This window comes from Dyella sp. SG562, assembly GCF_011759495.1.
Lineage (GTDB): Bacteria > Pseudomonadota > Gammaproteobacteria > Xanthomonadales > Rhodanobacteraceae > Dyella_D > Dyella_D marensis.
This window is the reverse complement of record NZ_JAAOYS010000001.1, coordinates 600,565-623,167: the sequence shown is the minus strand read 5'-3', so window position 1 is coordinate 623,167 and position 22,603 is coordinate 600,565. Positions and strand designations below refer to the sequence as shown.

Annotated in this window: 21 protein-coding genes and 1 tRNA gene; 9 read left to right on the top strand and 13 right to left on the bottom strand. The window is 69.2% G+C overall.

All coding sequences use genetic code 11. The features are described from left to right. Positions 1–182: 182 nt before the first annotated feature. The 3 genes from FHW84_RS02630 to FHW84_RS02620 all read right to left on the bottom strand — a co-directional run bounded on the left by FHW84_RS02630 (position 183) and on the right by FHW84_RS02620 (position 3,052). Positions 183–1,625 carry a M20/M25/M40 family metallo-hydrolase gene (locus FHW84_RS02630; protein WP_167252550.1) on the bottom strand — a complete coding sequence of 481 codons (1,443 nt, stop codon included), beginning with the start codon at positions 1,623–1,625 and terminating at the stop codon, positions 183–185. A gap of 227 nt (positions 1,626–1,852) precedes the next feature. After that, positions 1,853–2,263, bottom strand: a complete 411-nt coding sequence (mscL, locus tag FHW84_RS02625; RefSeq protein ID WP_167252549.1) for a large-conductance mechanosensitive channel protein MscL — start codon at positions 2,261–2,263, stop codon at positions 1,853–1,855. A gap of 102 nt (positions 2,264–2,365) precedes the next feature. Continuing rightward, a complete protein-coding gene (locus tag FHW84_RS02620) occupies positions 2,366–3,052 on the bottom strand; it encodes a fumarylacetoacetate hydrolase family protein (protein WP_167252548.1) in 687 nt (228 codons plus the stop codon). A gap of 268 nt (positions 3,053–3,320) precedes the next feature. On the opposite strand from FHW84_RS02620, the gene FHW84_RS02615 reads away from it, so the two are divergent. The 4 genes from FHW84_RS02615 to FHW84_RS02600 all read left to right on the top strand — a co-directional run bounded on the left by FHW84_RS02615 (position 3,321) and on the right by FHW84_RS02600 (position 7,834). Beyond that, positions 3,321–4,562, top strand: coding sequence for an efflux RND transporter periplasmic adaptor subunit (locus FHW84_RS02615; RefSeq protein ID WP_167252547.1), 1,242 nt, complete (start codon positions 3,321–3,323; stop codon positions 4,560–4,562). 65 nt (positions 4,563–4,627) lie between these two features. Next, entirely contained in the window at positions 4,628–5,314 is a 687-nt protein-coding gene (locus FHW84_RS02610; protein WP_167252754.1) for an ABC transporter ATP-binding protein, read from the top strand. A gap of 12 nt (positions 5,315–5,326) precedes the next feature. Further along, the gene (locus tag FHW84_RS02605) at positions 5,327–6,490 is read left to right on the top strand and encodes an FtsX-like permease family protein (RefSeq protein ID WP_167252546.1); all 1,164 of its coding nucleotides are present in this window, start codon (positions 5,327–5,329) and stop codon (positions 6,488–6,490) included. Between the two features lie 12 nt (positions 6,491–6,502). Then, on the top strand, positions 6,503–7,834 hold the full coding sequence (locus tag FHW84_RS02600) for an ABC transporter permease (protein ID WP_167252545.1): 1,332 nt from the start codon (positions 6,503–6,505) through the stop codon (positions 7,832–7,834). Between the two features lie 48 nt (positions 7,835–7,882). Here the strand turns inward: FHW84_RS02600 and FHW84_RS02595 are convergent, their stop codons facing one another. Continuing rightward, on the bottom strand, positions 7,883–9,307 hold the full coding sequence (locus FHW84_RS02595) for an MFS transporter (RefSeq protein ID WP_167252544.1): 1,425 nt from the start codon (positions 9,305–9,307) through the stop codon (positions 7,883–7,885). Between the two features lie 91 nt (positions 9,308–9,398). Between FHW84_RS02595 and FHW84_RS02590 the strand changes: the two genes are divergently transcribed. Further along, positions 9,399–10,277, top strand: a complete 879-nt coding sequence (locus tag FHW84_RS02590) for a LysR family transcriptional regulator (protein WP_167252543.1) — start codon at positions 9,399–9,401, stop codon at positions 10,275–10,277. A 102-nt stretch (positions 10,278–10,379) separates the two neighbouring features. Here FHW84_RS02590 and FHW84_RS02585 read toward each other — a convergent pair whose 3' ends face one another. The 4 genes from FHW84_RS02585 to FHW84_RS02570 form a co-directional block, all read right to left on the bottom strand. After that, positions 10,380–11,795 (bottom strand): TIGR00366 family protein, encoded by a 1,416-nt coding sequence (locus FHW84_RS02585; RefSeq protein ID WP_208399576.1) that lies wholly within the window; start codon positions 11,793–11,795, stop codon positions 10,380–10,382. Between the two features lie 65 nt (positions 11,796–11,860). Further along, complete coding sequence (gene yedA / locus FHW84_RS02580) at positions 11,861–12,781, bottom strand: drug/metabolite exporter YedA (RefSeq protein WP_167252542.1); 921 nt, start codon at positions 12,779–12,781, stop codon at positions 11,861–11,863. A 148-nt stretch (positions 12,782–12,929) separates the two neighbouring features. After that, positions 12,930–13,787 (bottom strand): methylated-DNA--[protein]-cysteine S-methyltransferase, encoded by an 858-nt coding sequence (locus FHW84_RS02575; protein WP_167252541.1) that lies wholly within the window; start codon positions 13,785–13,787, stop codon positions 12,930–12,932. A gap of 78 nt (positions 13,788–13,865) precedes the next feature. Further along, complete coding sequence (locus FHW84_RS02570; RefSeq protein ID WP_167252540.1) at positions 13,866–14,147, bottom strand: hypothetical protein; 282 nt, start codon at positions 14,145–14,147, stop codon at positions 13,866–13,868. Between the two features lie 78 nt (positions 14,148–14,225). On the opposite strand from FHW84_RS02570, the gene FHW84_RS02565 reads away from it, so the two are divergent. Beyond that, complete coding sequence (locus tag FHW84_RS02565; RefSeq protein ID WP_167252539.1) at positions 14,226–14,567, top strand: Rieske 2Fe-2S domain-containing protein; 342 nt, start codon at positions 14,226–14,228, stop codon at positions 14,565–14,567. Between the two features lies 1 nt (position 14,568). On the opposite strand, the gene FHW84_RS02560 is transcribed toward FHW84_RS02565, so the two are convergent. From FHW84_RS02560 to FHW84_RS02540, 5 genes are all read right to left on the bottom strand, one after another. Further along, positions 14,569–16,386, bottom strand: coding sequence for an SLC13 family permease (locus tag FHW84_RS02560; protein ID WP_167252752.1), 1,818 nt, complete (start codon positions 16,384–16,386; stop codon positions 14,569–14,571). A 194-nt stretch (positions 16,387–16,580) separates the two neighbouring features. Further along, entirely contained in the window at positions 16,581–17,282 is a 702-nt protein-coding gene (gene trmB, locus FHW84_RS02555; RefSeq protein ID WP_167252538.1) for a tRNA (guanosine(46)-N7)-methyltransferase TrmB, read from the bottom strand. Positions 17,283–17,284: 2 nt separating this feature from the next. Further along, a complete protein-coding gene (locus FHW84_RS02550) occupies positions 17,285–18,085 on the bottom strand; it encodes a thiazole synthase (RefSeq protein WP_167252537.1) in 801 nt (266 codons plus the stop codon). 31 nt (positions 18,086–18,116) lie between these two features. Next, on the bottom strand, positions 18,117–18,317 hold the full coding sequence (gene thiS / locus FHW84_RS02545) for a sulfur carrier protein ThiS (RefSeq protein WP_026633771.1): 201 nt from the start codon (positions 18,315–18,317) through the stop codon (positions 18,117–18,119). Positions 18,318–18,389: 72 nt separating this feature from the next. Further along, the gene (locus tag FHW84_RS02540; protein ID WP_167252536.1) at positions 18,390–20,816 is read right to left on the bottom strand and encodes a FecR family protein; all 2,427 of its coding nucleotides are present in this window, start codon (positions 20,814–20,816) and stop codon (positions 18,390–18,392) included. A 240-nt stretch (positions 20,817–21,056) separates the two neighbouring features. Here FHW84_RS02540 and FHW84_RS02535 point away from each other — a divergent pair. The 3 genes from FHW84_RS02535 to rimK all read left to right on the top strand — a co-directional run bounded on the left by FHW84_RS02535 (position 21,057) and on the right by rimK (position 22,519). Then, a tRNA-Gly gene (locus tag FHW84_RS02535) sits at positions 21,057–21,130 on the top strand. Between the two features lie 49 nt (positions 21,131–21,179). After that, positions 21,180–21,632: a RimK/LysX family protein gene (locus FHW84_RS02530; RefSeq protein WP_167252535.1), complete on the top strand. Its 453-nt coding sequence runs from the start codon at positions 21,180–21,182 to the stop codon at positions 21,630–21,632. Next, on the top strand, positions 21,629–22,519 hold the full coding sequence (rimK, locus tag FHW84_RS02525) for a 30S ribosomal protein S6--L-glutamate ligase (RefSeq protein WP_167252534.1): 891 nt from the start codon (positions 21,629–21,631) through the stop codon (positions 22,517–22,519). The genes FHW84_RS02530 and rimK overlap by 4 nt, the downstream gene beginning before the upstream one ends. Positions 22,520–22,603 lie beyond the last annotated feature (84 nt).

Below are 22,603 nucleotides of genomic sequence, written 5' to 3'. Positions count from 1 at the left end.
AAGCATTACCGCGAGCACCCGCCCCTCATCTGCCTGCCGGCATCTTCCTCGCTCCTCAAAGCCGCGCACATCCCTGTGCGCTCCCCGCGTGCTCCCCGCAGGGGAGAAGAGTTCGATAGCTCCGCTCCTCAATAAAAAAAGCGGCCTTGCGGCCGCTTTCTTTTATGTCATGAAGCAAACGTTCAATCCCGCGCCCCATCATTCTTGAACGCCCCCGGCGCCGAACCGAAATCCCCCTCCGCCTGCGCCGCCATGTACGAGAACGCCGCATACACCGCCACGTTCTGCGCCAGTTCGCGCGGGTCGATCTTGTCCAGCGTGTCGTTGGCGGTGTGGTGGTAGTCGAAGTAGTCGGTGCCGTCCTGGGTCAGGGTGAGCGCGGCCATGCCCTTGGCGTGCATCTGCGACAGGTCGGAACCGCCGCCGCCCGGATGCTGCGGGTCGTAGGCCACGCCGACCGGCTCGATCACCTTGGCGATCTGCTCGATGGCGCCGCGCGCCGACGGCTTCACGCTGGCGGTCATGCGCCAGATCTTGCGCGCGCCGAAATCGGACTCGGTGCCGAGCTGGTGCTTGCTCACTTCCGCGGCATGCTTGTCGGCATAGGCGCGGCCGCCGAACAGGCCCATTTCCTCGTTGGCGAAGGCGATCACGCGGATGGTGCGGTCGGGACGCTGCGGCAGGCTCAGGATCATCTTGCCCGCGGCCATGGCGATCGCCACGCCGGCGCCGTCGTCGATCGCGCCGGTGCCCGGATCCCAGGAATCCAGATGGCCGCCGATCGGCACGATCTGGTCGGGGTACTTCTTGCCGGTGATCTCGCCGATCACGTTGGCGCCGGTGTAGGTGCCGGTGATGCCGCAGTCCAGGTCCAGCTTGATGCTCACCGGCTTGCCGGAGGCCAGCACGCGGTCGAGCTGGTCGGCATCCGGCAGCGACAGCGCGGCGGCGGGGATGGCTTCCTTCGGATCGCGGAAGCCGGTGACGCCGGTGTGCGGCGTGCGGCTGTGCTCGTCGGTGCCGGCCGAGCGCAGCAGGAAGGCGGCCGCGCCCATCTTGGAGGCGATCACCGGGCCGCCGGTACGCACGGCCGAGCCGATGCCGTAGTCGTGGCCGTCCTTGTGGCGCTGCATCCTGGCGTCGACGAAGACGATCTTGCCCTTGACGCTGGCCGGGTCGGCCTTCTTCAGCGCGTCGAGGCTGTCGAACTTCACCACCTCGGCGGTGAGGCCGCCCTTGGGCGTGCCGGCCGAATAGCCCAGCGCGATCACGGTCAGCGGCTGCGGGTAGGGGCCGACGATGGCGGCGTGCTCGCTGTGGCGTTCCCACAGCGGGTAGGTGACGGTCTCGGTATAGACCTTGTCGTAGCCCAGCTCCTTGAACTTGGCGATGGCCCATTCGCGGCCGCGCTGGTCGTTCGGGCCGCCGGCGATGCGCGGGCCGACTTCGGTGGTGAGCGATTCGACGATCTTGTAGCCGGTGTCGTCCGCCATGGCCTTGTCGCGCAGCTGTTCGGCCGTCTTTACGGCGGACTGCGGAATAGTGGTGGCCTTGTCGGCGGCGCTAGCGGCGCCCGCGGCGAAGGCGAGGCTGGCGGCGAGCAGGGTGAGAGGCAGGCGGCGCATCGGGGACTCCTCGGTGTAAACCCCGATTATGGCGCCGGTCGGTGCTGCCGCTTAGGCCAGAAGTCACGGTTGGGGCGGGAATAGGGAGTGGCGAATCGGGAATCGGAAGAACAGCGCTCCCGATGTCCGGATTCGCCCTGTTTACCCGAGCAAAAAACGCCCACGGTCGCGGCGCCCTGCTCTTCCTATTCCCGATTCCCCACTCTCTATTCCCTCTGAAGCAGCAGCTACTGCTGCTTCTTCAGCAAGTCGCGGATCTCGGTCAGCAGGGTCTCGGTCGGCGGCGGCGGGGCCGGCGCGGCTTCCTCGCGGCGGGTGAGGCGGTTGATCGCCTTGACCACCAGGAAGATGGCGAACGCGATGATCACGAACTGGATCACCACGTTGAAGAAGGCGCCGTACTGGATCGCGACCTCGGCGACCTTGTGTTTGGGATCGCTGTCGTCGCCGGGCTTGAGCACCCACTTCATGGCGGAGAAATCGACGCCGCCGGTGAGCAGGCCGATCGGCGGCATGATGATCTGGTCGACCAGCGAGGTGACGATCTTGCCGAACGCGGCGCCGATCACCACGCCGACCGCCAGGTCGACGACGTTGCCACGCATGGCGAAGTCCTTGAACTCTTTCATCATGCCCATTGCTGCTCTCCCTCTTCAGTGGATGTTGTTGCCCCCTGCGATGGGCGGCCGGCCCGACGCATTCCGCGCGCCAGCTTGCCGCCGCCGATGTTGCGATGCCGTTTACGCGATGCGGCCGTCCAAGGTGGCGACGCCTTCCAGCGCCGCATGGAAACTGTCGCCGCGCTGCAGCGCGGCGACGCCGGCCGGCGTGCCGGTAAAGATCAGGTCGCCGGCTTTCAATTCGAACAGGGTCGACAGGATGGCGATGATGCCGGCCACGTCGTGCACCATCTCGCCCAGCGTGCTGTGCTGGCGCACCGCGCCGTTGACGCTGAGGCTCAGGCCCGTCGCCGCCGACAGCTGCGCTTCGGCCGCCGGGCGCAGCGCCGACACCGGCGCCGAATGGTCGAAGCCCTTGGCCACGTCCCAGGGATGGCTCTTGGCCTTGGCCAGCGCCTGCAGGTCGCGGCGGGTCAGGTCCAGGCCCACGCCATAGCCCCAGATCAGGGCGGCGGCGCGCTCGGCCGGAATATTTTTTCCGCCCGCGCCCAGCGCCACCACCATCTCCACTTCGTGGTGCAGGTCCTGGGTGGCCTGCGGGTAGGGCACGTCGGCGCCGTCGGTGACGATGGCGTCGGCGGGTTTGCAGAAGAACAGCGGCGCATCCTTCTCCACTACCGCGCCCATCTCGCGGGCGTGGTCGGCGTAGTTGCGGCCGATGCAGAACACGCGGCGCACGGGGAAACGCAGGTCGCTGCCGTACACCGGCAGGCTGGGCTGGAGCGGGGCGGGGATGGCGTAGGTCATGCGCGGAAGGGTAGCAGCTAGGCGGGGCGGCCCGGCAGGGATACGTGCCGTGTCAGCTATCGCCCGCGCGCGCAGAGCGCTATACCCCTGTCGATTTCGCGCGGCGCCGTTCGACGTAAGGGAAGCAGCAGTCATCGCCAGGGCTCGTTCGGCCCGGATGACAGCTGTCATTGCCATCGGCTGATGAGGCGTTCTGCAAAGCCATGCGGGCTTGCTTCATCGTGCCGGCCATCGGTAGCCGGTGGGAACCGGCTTTTGGGGAGCGGGTGTGAAGAACGCGGAACTGCTGAAGGAATTGCGCATCGAGCGCCACGAGCGCGAGGACCATGGGCACGGTCCCGGGCGCTGGCCATGGATTGCGGGCGGCGTGCTGGTGGTGGTGCTGGCGGCCGGCGCCGGCGGTTGGATGCTGTGGGGCCACCCGGCCCTGGAAGTGAAGACCGCCGCCGCCGTCGCGCCCACCGCCGCGGCCGGCCCCGGCGCGGTGCTGCAGGCCACCGGCTATATCACCGCGCGCCGCCAGGCCACGGTGTCGGCGCAGATCACCGGCACGCTGACCGAGGTGCTGATCGAGGAAGGCGACCGCGTGCAGAAGGACCAGGTGCTGGCGCGCCTGGACGACAACGCCTACCGTGCCGCGCTCGACGCCGCCGAAGCCAACGCGCGCGCCACCGAGGCGCAGGTGCTGCAGCTGCAGGCCCAGCTCGACCAGGCCAACCGCGACGCGGTGCGCGCGCATACGCTGGCGACGAGCGGTCTGGTGCCCAAGCAGCAGGACGAGCAGGCGCGCACCCTGGTCAACACCACCGCTGCCCAGCTCAATGCGCAGCGCAAGCTGGCGGCAGCCGCGCAGGCGCAGGCCAAGCAGGCGCAGGTGAACTTCGACTACACCGTGGTGCGCGCGCCGTTCACCGGCGTGATCACGGTGAAGGCGGCCCAGGTCGGCGAAATCATTTCGCCGCTGTCGGCCGGCGGCGGTTTCACCCGCACCGGCGTGGGCACCATCGTCGATATGGATTCGCTGGAAATCGACGTCGACGTCAACGAGGCCTATATCGGCCGCGTGCAGGCGGCGATGCCGGCCGAGGCCGTGCTCGACGCCTACCCGGACTGGAAGATCCCCGCCCACGTGATCGCCATCGTGCCCGCCGCCGACCGCGGCAAGGCCACGGTGAAGGTGCGCGTGGCGCTGGACCAGAAGGACCCGCGCATCGTGCCGGACATGGGTGTGCGCGTCTCGTTCCTGGAGAAGGCCGCGCCGAAGCAGGCCGCCGAGCCGCCCAAGGGCGTGCTGGTGCCGGCCGGCGCCATCGCGCAGCGCGACGGTCACGACGCCGTGTTCGTGGTCAGCGGCGACACCGCCCACGAGCGCGCGGTGCAGCCGGCGCCGCAGGCCTACGGCGAGATGCGCCTGCTGCCGGCCGGCGTGCAGGCCGGCGACACGGTGGTGGTCTCGCCGCCGGAAGCACTGAAAGACGGCATGCGCGTAAAGAGCGCGGCCAATCCTTGAGCGCGGCCGGTGCCGCGCAAGATCACGACGAAAGCCAACGCAGTTTCGGGAGAACAGGCATGAGCATGGGCACGCTGATCGAAGTCCGCGATCTTTCCAAGGTGTACGAGCGCGGCAAGCAGAAAGTGGAAGTGCTGCACCACATCAACCTCAATATCGCCGAGGGCGACTTCCTCGCGCTGATGGGTCCGTCCGGTTCGGGCAAGACCACCTTGCTCAACCTGATCGGCGGCCTGGATTCGCCGACCGGCGGCAGCATCAGCGTGGGCGGCCAGCGCATCGACCAGCTCGGCGCCGGCGCGCTGGCCAAGTGGCGCGCGGCCAACGTCGGCTTCGTGTTCCAGTTCTACAACCTGATGCCGATGCTTACCGCGCAGCGCAACGTGGAACTGCCGCTGCTGCTGACCAGGCTGTCGGCCGCGCAGCGCCGCAAGAACGCCGCCATCGCGCTGCAGCTGGTGGGCCTGGACGAGCGCTCCACGCACAAGCCGAGCGAGCTTTCCGGCGGCCAGCAGCAGCGCGTGGCGATCGCGCGCGCGATCGTGTCCGATCCCACCCTGCTGGTCTGCGACGAGCCGACCGGCGACCTGGACCGCCAGTCCGCCGAGGACGTGCTCGGCCTGCTGCGCACGCTCAACCGCGAGCACGGCAAGACCATCGTGATGGTCACCCACGATCCCAAGGCGGCCGATTACGCCAACCACACGCTGCACCTCGACAAGGGCACCCTGGTCGAGCAGGCGCTGGCCTGAGGGGATGCCGCGATGAAATATCTTCATCTGATCTGGGCGGCGCTGTTCCGGCGCAAGACCCGCACCATCCTCACCCTGGTCTCGATCGTCACCGCGTTTCTGCTGTTCGGCATGCTCGACGCGGTGCGCACCTCGTTCGACCAGGCCGGCCAGAGCGCGAACGGCGCGCAGCGCCTGCAGACCGGCTCGCGCCTGTCCTTCATCCAGACCTTGCCTTCCGGCCTCAACGGCCAGATCGCGCAGGTGCCGGGGGTGAAGTCGGTGGCATTCGCCAACTGGTTCGGCGGCGCCTATCAGGACCCGCACAATCAGGTCTTCAGCTTCGCGGTGAGCGACAACTATCTGGACCAGTTCCCGGAAATCGAAGCCAGCCCCGAGGCGCGCAAGGCGTTCCAGAACACGCGCACCGGCATCCTGGTGGGCGAGAAGCTGGCGCAGCGCTTCGGCTGGAAAGTGGGCGACAAGATCCCGCTGCAGTCGACCATCTTCCCGCTGCATGACGGCAGCAAGAACTGGAGCTTCGACATCGTCGGCACGCTCAAGGCCAAGGAAGCCAGCGCGGGCTGGTACGACCAGACCGTGCTGATGCACTGGAAGTACTTCGACGAAGGCACCGCGTACAACCGCGGCATGGTCGGCTGGTATGTGAGCCGCATCAGCGACGTCAACCAGGCCGACCGCGTGGCCAAGGCGATCGATGCGATCTCCGCCAACTCCGACCATGAGACGCGCACGCAGACCGAACAGGCTGCGGCCGCGGCGTGGATGAAGCAACTTGCCGATATCGGCCTGATCGTCGGGGCGATCATGGGCGCGGTGTTCTTCACCCTGCTGCTGCTGTCGGGCAACACCATGATGCAGGCGGTGCGCGAGCGCACCTCGGAACTGGCGGTGCTCAAGACCATCGGCTTCACCAGCCCCTCGGTGCTGATGATGGTGCTGGCCGAGTCGGTGCTGCTGCTGCTGATCGGCGGCGTGATCGGGCTGGGCCTGGCCTCGCTGCTGATTCCGATCGTGGCCAAGGGCAGCGGCGGCATGCTCAACCTGCCCGGCGTGACCGGCGGCAGCTGGATGCTCGGCCTGGGGATCATGGTGCTGATCGGATTGCTGGTGGGTGCGCTGCCGGCCGTCCGCGCGATGCGCCTGAACATTGTCGATGCGCTGGCTGGACGCTGAGGAGCCGACGCCATGTCCAAATCCAAGAATTTCCTGTTCGGCTTCGGCCTCTTCGTGCTGGTGATCGTGTGCCTGGCGGTGTGGATCAAGCTGCCGCCGCTCATGGTCGGCGTGCTGGTGCTGGCCTTCGCGCTCTGGCTGGGCCTGACCCGCCGCGGCAGGCAGGCCGCCTCGGTGACCGGCGTGGGCATCAGCACCTTGAAGTCGCGGCTCGGTTCCTCCGCGGTGGTGGTGATCGGCATTGCCGGCGTGGTCGGTGTGCTGGTCGCGCTGCTGGCGATGGGCGAAGGCTACGCCGAGACGCTGCGCAAGACCGGCAGCGCCGATACCGCCATCGTGATGCGCGGCGGTTCGGCCAGCGAAGTGATGTCGGTGCTCGACCGCGACAGCGTGGTGGTGATTCCGCAGACCGCGGGCATCGCGCGCAATGCCAAGGGCGAGCCGATCGCGTCGTCCGAAATCGTGGTCGCCGCCAACCTGCCGGTGAAGGGCGGCAAGGGCGCCGACGACGAGGGCAGCGTGCAGTTGCGCGGCATCGACCAGCAAGGCTGGGAGCTGCGGCCCAACCTCAAGATCGTCGCCGGCCGCAAGTTCAATCCCGGCATGCGCGAGCTGGTGGTGGGCAAGGGTGCGCAGCGCCAGTTCGCCGGCCTGGAGCCGGGCCAGGAGATCAAGCTGGGCAGCCAGCAATGGACCGTGGTCGGTGTGTTCGCCAGCGACGACGCGCTGGAATCGGAAGTGTGGGGCGATGCCTCGGTGGTGTCCGATACCTACCGCCGCGGCTCCAGCCGCGCCTCGGTGATCGTGAAGCTGGCCGACCCGAACGGCTTCAAGGCGTTCGAGTCCACCCTGGCCGCCGACCCGCGCCTGAAGGTCGATACCAGCACCACGCTGGACTACTTCAACAAGCAGTCCGAGGGCACCAGCAAGGTGATCCGCATCATCGGCATCACGGTGGGCCTGATCATGGCGATCGGCGCGATCTTCGGCGCGCTCAACACCATGTTCGCGGCGGTGGCTTCGCGTGCCCGCGAAATCGCCACGCTGCGCGCGATCGGCTTCCGCGGCCTGCCGGTGGTGGTGGCGATCATGCTGGAGACCATGCTGCTGGCCTTGCTCGGCGGCGTGCTCGGCGGCGCGCTGGCGTGGCTGATCTTCAACGGCTATACCGCCTCGACCTTGGCGCAGGGCTCGGTGGGGCAGCTCACCTTCGAGTTCCACGTCTCGCCGGCACTGCTGTGGACCGGCGTGAAGTGGGCGCTGGCGATCGGCTTCGTGGGCGGCCTGTTCCCGGCGGTGCGCGCGGCGCGGCTGCCGGTGACGACGGCCTTGCGCGAGCTGTGATGCGCCGAATCGAAGTTGGAGAAAAAGGGCCGCATCGCGGCCCTTTTTTTATGCCTCCGGCGCCACCTGCACGCTGGCATTCGCCACGCCGTGGCGGCCGAGCAGGCTGGCCAGCAGCGCGATGACGGCGAGCGCGACGACGTTGCAGCCCAGGCCGGTGGTGAAGGCGTGCGCGTACGCCGACGGGTCGCGCGCCGCGCCCAGCGTGCTGTAGAACACGCCGCCGATGACCGCCACGCCGAGCGCGGCGCTGATCTGCAGCGCGGTGATCACCATGCCGGAGGCGAGGCCGGCGTGGCGCGCATCGACGCTGCCGAGCACGGCGCGCATCAGCGACGGGAACGCGAAGCCGAAGCCGATGCCGGAGACGATCAGGCCCGTCTGCATGGCGGAGGCATTCCTGATGCCGGCGATGATCAGCGCGAAGCCAACCGCCTGCACCGCGAGCGACAGCGGCAGCGTGGCGCGTCCCAATCGGTGCATCACGGGCGCGGCAGTGACCGAGGCGAACAGATAGCCGAGCGTGAACGGCAGCGTCGCCAGGCCCGTATGCAAGGCATCGCGGCCCAGGCCGCCTTGCAGATAGGCCGCATAAGTGAACATGAAAGCCGAGGTCAGATAGAAACCCAGGGTAACGACGATGCCGAGCATGAATTCGCCATGCCGCAGCAGGCTCACGTCGACCAGCGGCGCGCCGCCGTGGCGCGCCAGCTTCGCCTCGAAGCGCAGGAACAGCGCGAACAGCAGCAGCGAGGCGCCGAGCATGGCCCAGGTCCATGACGGCCAGCCCTGCTCGCGGCCTTCCACCAGCGGATAGACCAGCGCGGCGAGCGCCATGGAGAGCAGGGCCATGCCGCCGGGATCGAGCTTCTTCGCCTGCGCCTCGCGCGATTCGCGCAGCCAGCGCAGGCCGCCGGCAAACGCGGCGATGCCCACCGGCAGATTCACCAGGAAGATCCACTGCCAGCTCATGCCCCACCAGCCGGCCGCGATCAGCACGCCGCCGAGCACCTGGCCGAGCGTGGCCGCCAGGCCGAACGTCGCCGCATACAGCGCCAGCGCACGCGGCTGCTCGGCGCTGGGGAACATCACGCGGATAGAGGCGAGCACCTGCGGCGCCAGCGCGGCCGCGGCCAGCCCCTGCAGCAGGCGGCCGGCCAGCAGCGCATCCGCCGACCAGGCCAGGCCGCACAGCAGGGAGGCCATCACGAAGCCGGCGATGCCGAGGAGAAACAGCCGGCGGCGGCCGAACAGGTCGCCCAGGCGGCCGCCGGTGATCAGGCAGACGGCGTAGATCGCCGCATAGGCAGAGATCACGAACTGCGTCTGGGCGGCGCTGGCGTGCAGTGCGCCGCGGATCGAGGGCAGGGCCACGTTGACGATGAAGAAATCCAGCGGCGGCAGGAAGGCGCCGGTCAGCAGCACGGGCAAGGCCAACCAGCGGCGCGGGTCGCCCGCGTCGGTCGGGGTCATGGCGGTCTCCTCGGTGGGGAAGGAGGTGGGAATGGCGTGCAGCGTAGTACCGGCTTAAGATAAGAAAAACTGATCGACGGATATTTCAATCATGACGATCGAAAATGGTTCATTGATCCGGCCGCTGGATCTCGATGCGGTGCAGGCCTTCGTGCTGGTGGCGGATCTGAGCAGCTTCACCCGTGCGGCCGAGGCGCTGGATACCACCCAGTCGGCGGTCAGCCTGAAGCTCAAGCGGCTGGAGGAACGGCTGGGGCGGCGGCTGCTGGAGCGCACGCCGCGGCGCGTGCGGCTGTCGCAGGAAGGCGCGGCGTTTCTCGATGCCGCCCGCGACTTGCTGGAAGCCCATGAGCGCGCGCTGCATGGGCGCACGGAAGCGCGGCTCAGCCTGCGCGTCGGCATCAGCGATCAATCGGCCGGCACCGAGCTGCCGCAGCTGCTGGCGAAGATCGGCGCTTACGACCGCTCGCTGCGCATCGAGGTACGCATCGGTTCCTCGGTCAGCGTGATGGCCGCCTATGACAACGGCGAACTCGACGCGGCCATCGTCTGCAGCGCCGACGGGCGTCCGGGCGGCGAGCTGCTCTTCAGCGAGCCGTATGCCTGGTACGCGCTGCCGGACTGGAAGCAGCCGGCGGGCGAGCCGCTGCGTCTTGCCGCACTCGCGGCGCCTTGCGCGGTGCGCGCGATGGCCTTGAAGGCGCTGGACGATGCGGACGTGGCGTGGACCGAGGTGTTCGTCGGTGGCGGCTTGCCTGCGGTTGTGGCGGCTGCGTGCGCGGGATTGGCGGTGGCGCCGTTGCCAAGGCGCGTATGTCCGCCTTCGATCGTCGATGTGGGCGAGCCGCTGGGTTTGCCGCGCTTGCCGCTGACGCGCATCGTGCTGCACCAGCGCGCCGCCGACCCGCGCACGCGCGAGGCGGTGCGCATTCTTGCCGCGGCCCTCAAAGCCAGCGTCAACGCAGCCTGATGTGCAGGTTGGAGTGAGCCGTAGGCGAACTCCAATGTGGCGCCCGGGTACATCGGGACATCCGTCGGGGTTCGCTGCGCTCACCCCAACCTGCGCTGTGCGTTATGGCATCACTGGGGGCACATAAGTCAGGGTCATGCCCAGCAGCCACAGCAGGCCCAGCACCAGCGGCACGTGCACCACCAGCTGGATAAAGGTGAAGCCCACGATGTCGCGCGCCTTCAGGCCCAGCACGCCCAGCAGCGGCAGCATCCAGAACGGATTGATCAGGTTGGGCAGCGCCTCGGCCGCGTTGTAGACCTGCACCGCCCAGCCCAGGTGCACGTGCAGGTCGTTCGCCGCCTGCATCACGTACGGCGCTTCCACCAGCCACTTGCCGCCGCCCGACGGAACGAAGAAGCCGAGGATGGCGGAGTACGCGCCCATCACCAGGGTGAAGCTGTCGGTGGAAGCGACGTGCACGAACAGGCCGGACAGGCGATGCGCCAGCGTGTCGCCGCCCAGCCCCGGCGCATGCGTGAGCAGCGCGGCGATGCCGCCGTACAGCGGGAACTGGATCAGCACGCCGGCCGTGCTCGGCACCGCGCGCGCCACCGCGTTGAGAAAACTGCGCGGACGCCAGTGCAGCAGCAGGCCGACGGTGAGGAACAGAAAGTTGTAGGTATTGAGATTGGCGATGGCGGTGACCGCCGGCTTGCTGGCGAACTCATAGCCGAGCCAGCCCAGCCCGAGCAGGCCGATCAGCAGCGACAGCAGCGGGCTGTATTCCAGCCATTCGCCGGGCCGCGTGCGCGGCGGCAGCGGCGGCGTGGCGGCGGCTTCGCCCACGCCGAAATCTTCCGCGGTGCGCGCGCTCGCTTCCGACGGCGCGGTGAACCAGCAGATCAGCAGCGACACCGCGATCAGCACGGCGGTGAGCACGATCGATTGCCACAGGAAAATGGTCTGGCTGAAAGGCAGCACGCCGGTGATGTTGAGCAGCCCCGGCGGCATGCTCTTGGGATTGGCCTGAAGTTGCGCGGCGGACGAGGAAAGCCCCATCGCCCACACCGCGCCCAGGCCCAGGTAGGCCGCGGCGCCGGCCGCGCGATAGTCCATGCGCAGCTCGCCGCGCCGCGCCAGCGCACGCACCAGCAGACCGCCGAACACCAGCGAGAAACCCCAGGACAGCAGCGAAGCCAGCATGCTGACCAGGCCCACGTAGCACACCGCGCCGCGGCCGCTGCGCGGCACGCGCGCCAGTAATTCGATAAAGCGCGCGACCACCGGCGCGGTGGCGACCACATAGCCGCCGATCACCACGAAGGCCATCTGCATGGTGAAGGGAATCAGGCTCCAGAAACCGTCGCCGAAGGCATTGACGGTGACCGTGGGCGTGGCGCCGAAGGCCAGTGCGGCGCCGGCCACCAGGATCACGCCCAGCGCGGCGAACACCCATGCATCGGGAAACCAGCGTTCGGCCCAGGCGGAACTGCGCAGGGCCGCGCGGGCCAGGGCACCTTCGTTCGCATTCGGCATGACCGCCCTCCCCAAATGCGGGGAGGGTGGCGCAAGCCGCGCACAGCGGCAATACGATCTTGGTCTCAGCCCTTCGCGCGCTGCTTGAACAGCGTGATGATCGCCACGCCGAGCAGGATCACCGCCATGCCGGCGATGTCGTACGGGCCTACGTGCTCGCCGGCGATCAGCACGCCGAACAGCACCGCCACCGGCGGGTTCACGTAGGCATAGCTGGTGGCCACGGCGGGGCGCGCGTTCTTGAGCACGTAGAGGTAGGCGCTGAAGGCGATCAGCGAACCGAACACCACCAGGTAGCCGACCGCCAGCGTCGCGTGCAGGGTCGGATGCGCGGGCAGGCGTTCGCCCGTGCCGAAGCCCACCAGCAGCAGGGCCACGCTGGCCACCAGCATCTGCGCGGCGGTGTTCATCGGGCCGGCGGGCATGTCCTGGCGCTTGCTCCAGATCGAGCCGAAGGCCCAGCTCGCCGCCGCCACGATCAGCGCGATCGCGCCGATGCGCGACGCCGACAGGCTGCTGCCCAGGTTGAGCACCACCACGCCGGCGAAGCCGATCACCAGGCCGACGGTTTCGCGCCCGGTCGGCCACTGCCCGTACAGGCCGGAGAACAGCGCCGCGAACAGCGGCAGGCTGGCCACCGCCACCGCGGCGATACCGGAACTGACGCTCTGCTCGGCGAAGCACACCAGGCCGTTGCCGAAGCCCAGCAGCAGCACGCCGGTGATGCCGGCATTGCGCCACTGCCGCGCGGTGGGCATGGCCACGCCGCGCAGGCGCAGCAGGCCGAACATCAGCACGCCGGCGCACAGGAAGCGGATGCCGGCGAGCAGGAACGGCGGATAGCTTTCCAGCGCCAGGCGGATGCCCAGATAGGTGGAACCCCAGATGATGTACAGCGCGAACAGCGCGAGCGGAATCATCACGCGCGTGTCGGCGAACGGGCCTTGCGCCGCGCGGGCGGCGTTGGAAACGGACTGGTCGGTCATGGCGGGGATGGCGCGGGAGGGAAGGGGCGCGGCGACTAGTCTAGCGACCCGGCAAGATAATGCGTGGCCCGGACGGCGAGTAGCGAGCGGTTTGCAAGGCTACCTTGAGGGAGCATCAAGGCGCAGCCGGAATTACCCGGTTTTAGGCTCAGGCCGAAGCCCGCCGCCGTTCCCGCGCCAGCAGCTCGCGCTTGCGTTCGACACCCCAGCGCCAGCCGCCGATCGAACCGTCCTCGCGCACCACGCGGTGGCAGGGCACGATCAGGGCCACCCGGTTGTTGCCGCAGGCCTGGCCTACCGCGCGCGCCGCCTTCGGCAGGCCGATGTCCGCGGCGATCTCGCCATAGCTGCGCGTGCTGCCGGCGGGGATGCGGGTGAGGGCGTCCCACACGCGCCACTGGAACGCGGTGGCGGCGATATCCAGCGGCGGCAGCTCCGGCGCGGCGGCGTCGGTCCAGCCCAGTTCGGAAGCGATGCGCGCGATCACCGCGTCCAGCCATTCCTCGCGGCCGGCATCGACGCGTTCCAGTTCGGCCTGGGGGAATTCCTCGCGCAGGCGGCGCTGCAGGTCGGCGTCGCCGTCGCCCAGGGTCACCGAGCAGATGCCGCGCGCGGTGGTCGCCACCAGCAGGCGGCCCAGCGGGGTGTCGGTGGTGGTGTAGCGGATGCTGGCGCCGAGGCCGCCGGCGCGGTAGCTGGCCGGGGTCATGCCGAGCAGGCGGTTGCTGTGCTCGTAGACGCGGCTGCCGGAGCCGAAGCCGGCGTCGTAGACCGCGTCGGTCACCGCCGCGCCGTCGCGCAGCGAGGCCTTGAACTGGCCGAAGCGGCGGGCGCGGTGGTATTCGGCCGGACTCATGCCATAGCGGCGGCGGAACGCGCGCTGCAGATAAGTGGGGCTCAAGCCAGCGGCTTCGGCCAGGGTGTCCAGGCTGGGCGCCTGCTCGGCGTCCTCGATCAGCGCACGCGCGCGTTCGAGCGCGGCTTCGGTGCCCTGGCGGTGATTCATGGGAGCGGTGCGGATGTCCATGCCATCAGGCTAGCCATCCGGCATGGGCGGGACTATCCGCTTCTTGCGCGAACGCGCTCAGCGCGCGGCGTGGTGGTGCGACTGGTGCAGCACCACGAACTCGCCTTCCAGCACTTCCGGCTGGTGCGTGCCGGCGGCGCGCGGCGCCGCGGCGGAGGCATTACTCTTGCGGGTCCAGTGGCGCAGGGCCAGCCACAGGCCGCCGCCGACCAGCAGCACGCCGGCCACGACCAGACCGAACACCAGCAGCACGCCCACCAGCGCCACGCCGACCAGCAGCGACAGGGCACGGACCAGCGGGTGGCGGGAACGACGCGGAGACGGCAGCGTGAAGCGCATGTGTTAAAAATCCGTGTGGTAAAATCAATGACTTACGTGCGTAACGATGGGGCTTTCACCCCTGAGAGACAAGTGCCGATGGATACAGCCACCCCCGCCCAGCCACTCTGCCGCCTCGACGAAATTATCGACGGCGAGGCGATCGCCGTCGACGCCGCGCTGCCCGAGGGGGAGGAAAGCCTGATCGTGGTGCGCCACGGCGGCGCCGCACAGGCCTATCTCAATATCTGCCCGCATGCGGGGCGCCGGCTGGACTGGGCGCCGGGCAAGTTCCTGATCCGCGACGGCGTGCTGGTCTGCGCCGCGCACGGCGCCAGCTTCAATACCGCCGACGGCCTGTGCATCGGCGGCCCCTGCCGCGGCGAGCACCTGCACGCGGTGGCGGTGGAGGTGGTGGACGGCGAAGTGCGCCTCGGCTGACTCAGCGGAACATCAGGTTGATCGCCACCAGGGTGATCACCAGCACCATCGCGGTCAGCGGCAGGCCCACGCGCAGGAAGTCCTTGCCGCGGTAGCCGCCGGGGCCGGCCACCATCATCAGGGCGGGGTGGCCGGAGGTGAGCAGGAAGGTGTTGGACGAGGACACCGCCACGATCAGCGCATACGCCGACGGGTTGCCGCCGGTGGCCACCGCCACGCTGATGGCGATCGGCACCATCATCACCGTGGCGCCGACGTTGGACATCACCTGCGAGAACAGCAGGGTGAGGATCGCCAGGCACAGCTGCAGCACGTAAGGCGAGGCATTGCCGAGGTGCTGCAGCACCTCCTGCGCCAGCCACGCGGCGGTGCCGGTGGCGTCCATCGACCAGCCCAGCGGAATCAGGCAGGCGGTGACGAAGATGGTCTTCCAGTTGATCGCCTTGTAGGCCTCGTCCATGTTCAGCACGCCGGTGAGCAGCATGCCGATGGCGCCGGTCATCATCGCCACCGACAGATCCAGGTGGGTGAACAGGGCCAGGCACTTGGCCAGCACGAAGAAGCCCACCGCCTGCCAGATCTTGCCGGGGCGCTGTTCCTCCTTCGGGATGTCGGTGACCACGACCAGGTCCTTGTCCTCCGACGCCAGCCCCAGGTCGCGCCAGCTGCTGTGCAGCACCAGGGTGTCGCCGGCGCGCAGGCTCACCGCGCGCACGTCGTCGCGGAACACCTGGTCGCCGCGGTTCACCGCCAGCACCGAGATGCCGTAGCGCTTGCGCAGGCGCAGCTCGGCGACACTCTGCTTGATGAAGCGCGAGCTGGGCGGGATCACCGCCTCCGAAATGCCGGCGCGGCTGGAATTGAACAGCTCGCCCAGCTGGCGCATGCGCGGCGACAGCTTGCACAGCTGGTTGTTGGCGAACTGGCTGAGCTGCTCGCGCGGACCCAGCACGCCCAGCACCGAGCCCACCCAGATCACGTGGTCCACCGGCGGCGCCATGCGTGCCTCGGTGCCGCTCTTGATCGCCAGGATCAGCGGCGCGCCGTACAGCTGTTCCACCTCGCCGATGCTCATGCCGACCAGCGGGCTTTCCGCGGTGACGGTGAGCTCGGCCGTCTCGCCCACGATGCCGTAGGTCTCGGCGAAGTAGCTCTCGGTGCGGCCCGGCGTCACCTTCAGGCGCTCGTCCTCGCGCTCCGGCAGCAGCTTGGGCGTGAACAGGTAGAAGAACAGCACGCCGCACAGCGCCAGCACCAGGCCGACCGGGGTCACGCTGAACAGGCCGAACTTCGGAATGGTGTGCGCGCCCGGCGGCAGGTTGGCGTTCGCGCTCGCGATCAGGTCGTTGAGCACGATCAGCGGCGAGTTGGCGATCAGCGTGGTGTTGGTGGCGGTGAGGATGCAGAACGCCATCGGCAGCAGCAGGCGCGAAAGCGGCACGCCGGTGCGCGCGGCCAGGCGGCTGGTGACCGGGATCATCAGCGCGGCCAGCGCCTGGCTGGGGATCACCGCGCTGAACAGGCTGGTGACCAGGTTGATCACCACGCCCAGGCGCGATTCCACGCCGCGCGCCATGCGCATCACGAAGTTGGCGGTCAGGCCGAGCACGCCGGCGCGGTCGAGCCCCGCGCCCATGATCATGATCGCGATGATGGCGATCACCGCGTTGCCGGCGAAGCCGTTGAACACGCGGTCGGAGGGAATCAGGCCGGTCAGGCCGATCACCACCACCACCAGCAGCGCCACCACGTCGGCGCGGATCCACTCCAGCACCAGCATCAGCATGGTGAAGCCCACCAGCCCGAGCACCAGGATCATTTCGGGGGTGAGCGAGAGTCCCACTAGCTGGCTTCCTGTCGGACCAGAGGGCGAAGGTGGATGGCGTTGGGCGGTGCTTGCGTCACGCTGCGAAGACTCGTCCCTGTTTTTGTCAGCTTGCTCTGGCCGGCGAGTATAGGCGGTGCCACTGCTTCACTGGTGAATCGGAGCCGTCCCTGGGGACACGCCGCACCTCAGGCGCGGCGATAGAGCAGATCCCACACGCCGTGGCCCAGCTTCAGGCCGCGCCGCTCGAAGTGGGTCTCGATGCGCCATGCGGGTTTCTCGGCGTACTGGCCGGGGCCGGCGTCGTTGCGCCAGTCGGGCGCCGCTTCCATCACTTCGAGCATGTGTTCGGCGTAGGGCTGCCAATCGGTGGCCAGGTGCAGCAGGCCGCCGGGCGCCATGCGCGAGGCCAGCAGCGCGACAAACTCCGGCTGCACGATGCGGCGCTTGTTGTGGCGCTTCTTGTGCCAGGGATCGGGGAACCAGATGCGCGCCTCGGCCAGGGTGCCGGGGGCGATCTCGTGTTCGAGCACTTCCACCGCATCGTGCTTGTACAGGCGCACATTGGCGGCATCGCGCGCGGCCAGCGCATTCATCAGCCGGCCCACGCCCGGGCCGTGCACCTCGATGCCCAGATAGTCGCGCGCCTGATCGTGCTCGCTGGCCCAGGCCAGCGCCTCGCCGTTGCCGAAGCCGATCTCCATCACCAGCGGCGCCTGGCGGCCGAAGCGCGCGGGGTAGTCCTGCACGGTGGCGCTGTAGTCGATGCCGAAGCGCGCCCAGTGTTCGTCGAAGGCGCGCTGCTGCGCCGGCGTCATGCGGCCCTCGCGCAGCACGAAGCTGCGGATGCGGCGCAGGTACCGCGCGCTGTCTTCGCTGTGCTCGCCCATGCTCAGCCGATGGTGCCGTCGATCGGACTGGACGCCGAGGCGTAGCGCTTGCGCGGGATGCGGCCGGCGCGGAAGGCGGCGCGGCCGGCCTCGATCGCCAGCTTCATCGCGTGCGCCATCAGCACCGGGTCCCTGGCGCCGGCGATGGCGGTGTTCATCAGCACGCCGTCGCAGCCCAGTTCCATCGCGATGGCGGCATCCGAGGCGGTGCCCACGCCGGCGTCGACGATGATCGGCACCTTGGCGCTCTCGATGATTTCCAGCAGGTTGTAGCGGTTCTGGATGCCCAGCCCCGAGCCGATCGGCGCGGCCAGCGGCATCACCGCCACGCAGCCGATCTGTTCCAGGCGCCTGGCCAGGATCGGGTCGTCGCTGGTGTAGACCATGACGTCGAAGCCGTCGGCGACCAGGGTCTCGGCGGCTTTCAGGGTTTCCACCACGTCGGGGAACAGGGTGCGCTCGTCGCCGAGCACTTCCAGCTTCACCAGCTTGTGGCCGTCCAGCAGTTCGCGCGCGAGGCGGCAGGTGCGCACGGCGTCGACGGCGTTGTAGCAGCCGGCGGTATTGGGCAGCAGGGTGAATTCGCTGGGCGGCAGTGCGTCGAGCAGGTTGGGCTGGCTGGCGTCCTGGCCGATGTTCACGCGGCGGATCGCCAGGGTGACGATGTCGGCGCCGGCGGCCTGGGTGGCGCGGCGCGTTTCGTCGAAATCCTTGTACTTGCCGGTGCCGGTGAGCAGGCGCGAGCCGTAGCTCTTGCCGGCGATGACGAGCGGGTCGGCGACGTCGTGGGTCTTGGTGTTCATGGGGTCTCGGACACGGGGGAGGGGCGGGGCATCAGCCGCCGCCGATGGCGTGCACGATCTCGACCTGGTCGCCCTCGGCGAGGACCCAGCGGATGTGCATGCTGCGGGGGACGATTTCGCGATTCACTTCCACCGCCACGCGGCGGTCGCCGTAGCCGGCTTCCTGCAGCAGCTGGGCGACGGTGATGGCGTTGGCGCAGTCGCGTGGGCTGCCATTGAGCATGATCTGCATCGCGGCATTGTAGCCGCTGCCGGCGTGATGCCCAAAGAAAGAGCCCGGCGTGTGCCGGGCTCGTGGGGCGCTTCAGTTCTGGTGCTCTTCCTTGCCGCGCGGCGGCGGACGGTGTTCGCCGCCGTGGTTCTGGTTCTGGGGCGGCTGCGGCCGGGCCTGTTCGCGCGGCTGCGGTTGCGGCGGCGGGTTCGGCCGCTCGTAGGCAGGCCGCGCTTCGCGCAGGCTGGGCTGCGGCATCGGCTCGGCCCGCTGCGGCGGGGCGCGTTCGATGCGCGGCTCCGGCTGCGGTTCATTGCGCTCCTGGCGGAACGAGGGCTGCGGCTGCGCCTGGCGGAAGTCGCGCGGGGCGGCGTTCTGCGGCATGGGCTGCGGGCGGTCCAGCTGGCGCTCCGGCTGCGGACGGTCGTCCTGGCGGTTGGGCTGCGGCTCGTAGCGCGGCTGGTGCGCTTCGGGCGCGGCGCCCGGCTCGTCGCGGCGGTTGAAGCGCTGCACGTCGGGCAGGGTGCGCGGCTGCGGGGTGGCCTGTGGCTGCGGCTGCATCTGCGCCTGGCGGGCACGGTCCTGCTCGGGGTTGGTGACGAAGCTCACGCCAGGACGCGGGTTGTTGCCGCGGCCGTTGTCGTTGCCGATCGGCTGCCCGCCATCGCGGCGGTTCTGCCAGGCGGCGCGGTCGGCGGCGTCGGGGTGGGCGAAGCGGGCCGAGGGCAGTTCGTTCGGGCGCATGTCCGGGCGTGCGTTCGGCGCGTTCGCGGCGCTGTCCGGGCGGTTATTGGCTTCGAAGCGGCGCGGTGCGTTGTCGACGCTGGCGTTATCGGGGCGGTTGCCGACCGGCGGCAGGCGCGCCGGCACGGTGGCGGCGGTGTCGCGGCCTGGCATCGGACGATTCGCACCGTTCGGGCCCACCGGACCGGCGCTGCCCAGCACGCGCACGTTCGACGGCGGCGCCACCGGCATGCCGGGGCGCTGTTGGCCGAGGCGGTTCGGCCGCACGTCGTCGGCCACCGGGCGCGCCATGGGGTTGGCCGGCGGTGCGCGGCGCGCCACCACTTCACGCTGGAAGCCGGCCGCCGGCAGCGGCCGCGCATTGGCCGGGCGCGGCGGCGCGAAGCTGGCGCGGGTCGGCTGGATCGCCACGCCGCGGGCGAGCACCGGCGCGGCGGCGAAGCGGCCCGGATCGGCCTGGACCAGGTTGCGGCGCACGTTCTGCGCGCTGGCGAAAGTGCGGCTCGGCACGGCGCTGAAGGCGTGCGGCACGCCGCGGTTGGCGTAAGCGACGTTGGGCGCCGGGCGTCCGCTGCGGAAATAGTTGTACTGGTTGTTGATGTTATTGATCACCGTGGTGCGGTTGACGTTGCGCACATAGATATTGGTGACGTTGACGTTGGTGTAGTAGTTGCGGCTGGCGCGGTACCACGGGTTGTAGACCTCGCGCGGGCCGAGCGGGAACCAGCCCACCGGCGCGCCGCCGCCGATACCGATCGACACGCTCCAGTTGCCGCCGCCGACGAAGGCGACCAGCGCCGGCGCGTACACCGGACGCACCGCCACCGGCCCCGGCACCCAGCCCCAGCGGTGGCCGACGAAGGCCCAGCGGCCGTAATGGAACGGGGCGAAGCCCCAGGGCGCGTCGTCCACCCAGGTCCAGCCCCAGGGGGCGACCCAGGCCCAGTGGCCGTCGCGGTACGGCGCCCAGTCGGCCGCCACCTGCGACGGGTACCAGACGGCGCCGTAGTCGGGATCGGTCTGCCAGTCGCCGTGGTCGTCCAGGTCCTGATAGCCGACCACTTCGTCGGAGACATAGCGGCGGCTCGGCGAATTCGCATAGCGCTGGTCGCGCTGGTAGCACCAGTCGTCGAAGGCGTCGCCGCGGTCGCCGATGTCCTCCAGCGACACCTGGTTCAGCGCCGCATCGCCAATGACGTAGCGCGTGCCGGCATTGACCATGCGCTGCGCATTGTTCTCGCCGTACAGCGTGGCCTGGCCGCGGAACACGGTGACGTCGGTGGTGTGGCCGTCGCGGTCGATGTCGACGCGGAAAGTGCCTGGCTGGGTGATCACCAGCGCGGCGGTGGGCGTGTCGATCTCGTAGCTCTCGCCTTCGCCGAGGTTGCGCACGGCGAGGTTGAGCGTGCCCTGGGTCAGTTCCACCTGGGCGACCTGGTCGTTCAGATCGAGCAGGCCGAAATCGGTGTTCTGCGCCATGCGCAGGCTGCCGCCGCCGAGTTCGAGCTCCGCGCGGCCGTCGGCGCCGGTGGACAGGCGGTCGCCGCTGGTGAGCGGGCGGTTGAGGCTGGCATCGCTCCAGTCCTGCGTGCCGGAGGGGAGCATGCCGAGGTCGCCGGATTCATAGGAGAGCCGGGCGACGCGCGACGGCGGATCGCCGGCGTCGCTGTCGGGTGGCTGCGACTGGGCCTGGACCAGGCCGGCCGCGCACCATAACAGCGCCGCCGCCGCGGCGAGCGGCCAGGCGCGTGCCATGAAGGAAGAGGGAAGACGCATGACGTTCTCCAGAGCGTTGCGCGTTGATGACGTCCGTAAGAACGCATGGGATGGCCGGACGCCGACGGCCCGATTATGTGCATGCCGCGCTGCGCGCCGTGCGCAAGGAATTCGTTCAGTCCCGCGCGCGATTCAGCCGGCCGCCATCTGCGGTTCACCGCGCGTTCGGACGCGTCCGCGGGGCAGCCGCCGCCGGGTTGTTCCCAAGCGCACGGCTCCCGGTTACCATCCGCCGTCGTTGCGGGTGTAGCTCAATGGTAGAGCTGTAGCTTCCCAAGCTACTGACGAGGGTTCGATTCCCTTCACCCGCTCCATTCCCGCCCTCGCCCCACCGAGCCCCTCTCCCGAATCAGTGCGCTGAAGATGGCGGATGTGATCACACTCGGCTGGCGGGAGCGCCTGGCATTGCCGGACCTCGGCATTCACTCGCTCAAGGTCAAGCTCGACACCGGCGCGCGCAGCAGCGCGCTGCACGTGGAAGAACTGGAAACCTTCGAACGCGACGGGGCCACCTGGCTGCGCTTCGTCGTGCGCACCGGCCGCGGCCATCGCGTGGGCCGGCTGTGCGAGGCGCCGGCGCACGACCGGCGCGTGGTCATCGACACCGGCGGCAGGCGCACCGAACGCTGGTTCATCCGCACCGGCCTGGTACTGGCCGGGCGCAGCTTCAGCGTCGACGTCAATCTGACCGATCGGCGGCATATGCTGTTTCCCATGTTGCTGGGACGCACGGCGCTGCACGGGCGCTTCGCGGTGGACCCGGCCCTCTCCTACACCCAACCGCGCCATCCCCTCGCGGCCACGGATGTCCCATGAAGATCGCCATCCTCTCGCGCAATTCCCGCCTGTATTCCACCCAGCGCCTGGTCGAGGTGGCGCGCGAGCGCGGCCACGTGGTGCGCGTGCTCGACCCGCTGCGCTGCTACGTGCGCATCGCGCCCGGCGACGTGGCGATCCGCTACAAGGGCAAGCCGCTGAAGGACATCGATGCGGTGATCCCGCGCATCGGCACCACCAGCACCTTCTACGGCACCGCGGTGCTGCGCCAGCTGGAGATGATGGGCGTATACACGCCCAACCCCTCCGACGCCGTGCTGCGCGCGCGCGACAAGCTGCGTGCGCTGCAGATCCTGGCCTCGCAGGGCCTGGACATGCCGGTGACGGTGTTCGGCGACAACCCCGACGACACCGCCGACGTGCTGGCCATGCTGGGCGACCCGCCGCACGTCATCAAGCTCAACGAAGGCAGCCAGGGCACCGGCGTGGTACTGGCGGAAAAGCGCAGCGCCTCGCAGAGCGTGATCGAGGCCTTCCGCGGCCTGTACGCGAACTTCCTGGTGCAGGAGTTCATCGGCGAGGCCAACGGCAGCGACCTGCGCTGCTTCGTGGTCGGCAACAAGGTGGTGGCGGCGATGCAGCGCGACGCCAGCCCCGGCGACTTCCGCGCCAACCTGCATCGCGGCGGCAGCGCGCAGGCGGCGACGCTCAGCGCCGAAGAACGGCAGATCTCGATCCGCGCGGCCAAGGCGCTGGGCTTGGGCATCGCCGGCGTCGACCTGCTGCGTTCCAGGCGCGGGCCGCTCATTCTCGAAGTGAATGCGTCGCCCGGACTGGAAGGCATCGAAGCGGCGACGGGCGTCGACGTGTCGGCGCACATCATCAAGCACCTCGAGCAGCATCAGCGGAAAGCCGCCGCACGCTGAACGGTTAACGGTGGCCTCAGTACGGGTTAACCACACCGTAACTCCACCGCCCCTATAAAGGTCCCACTGCAATTTGCTTGGCAC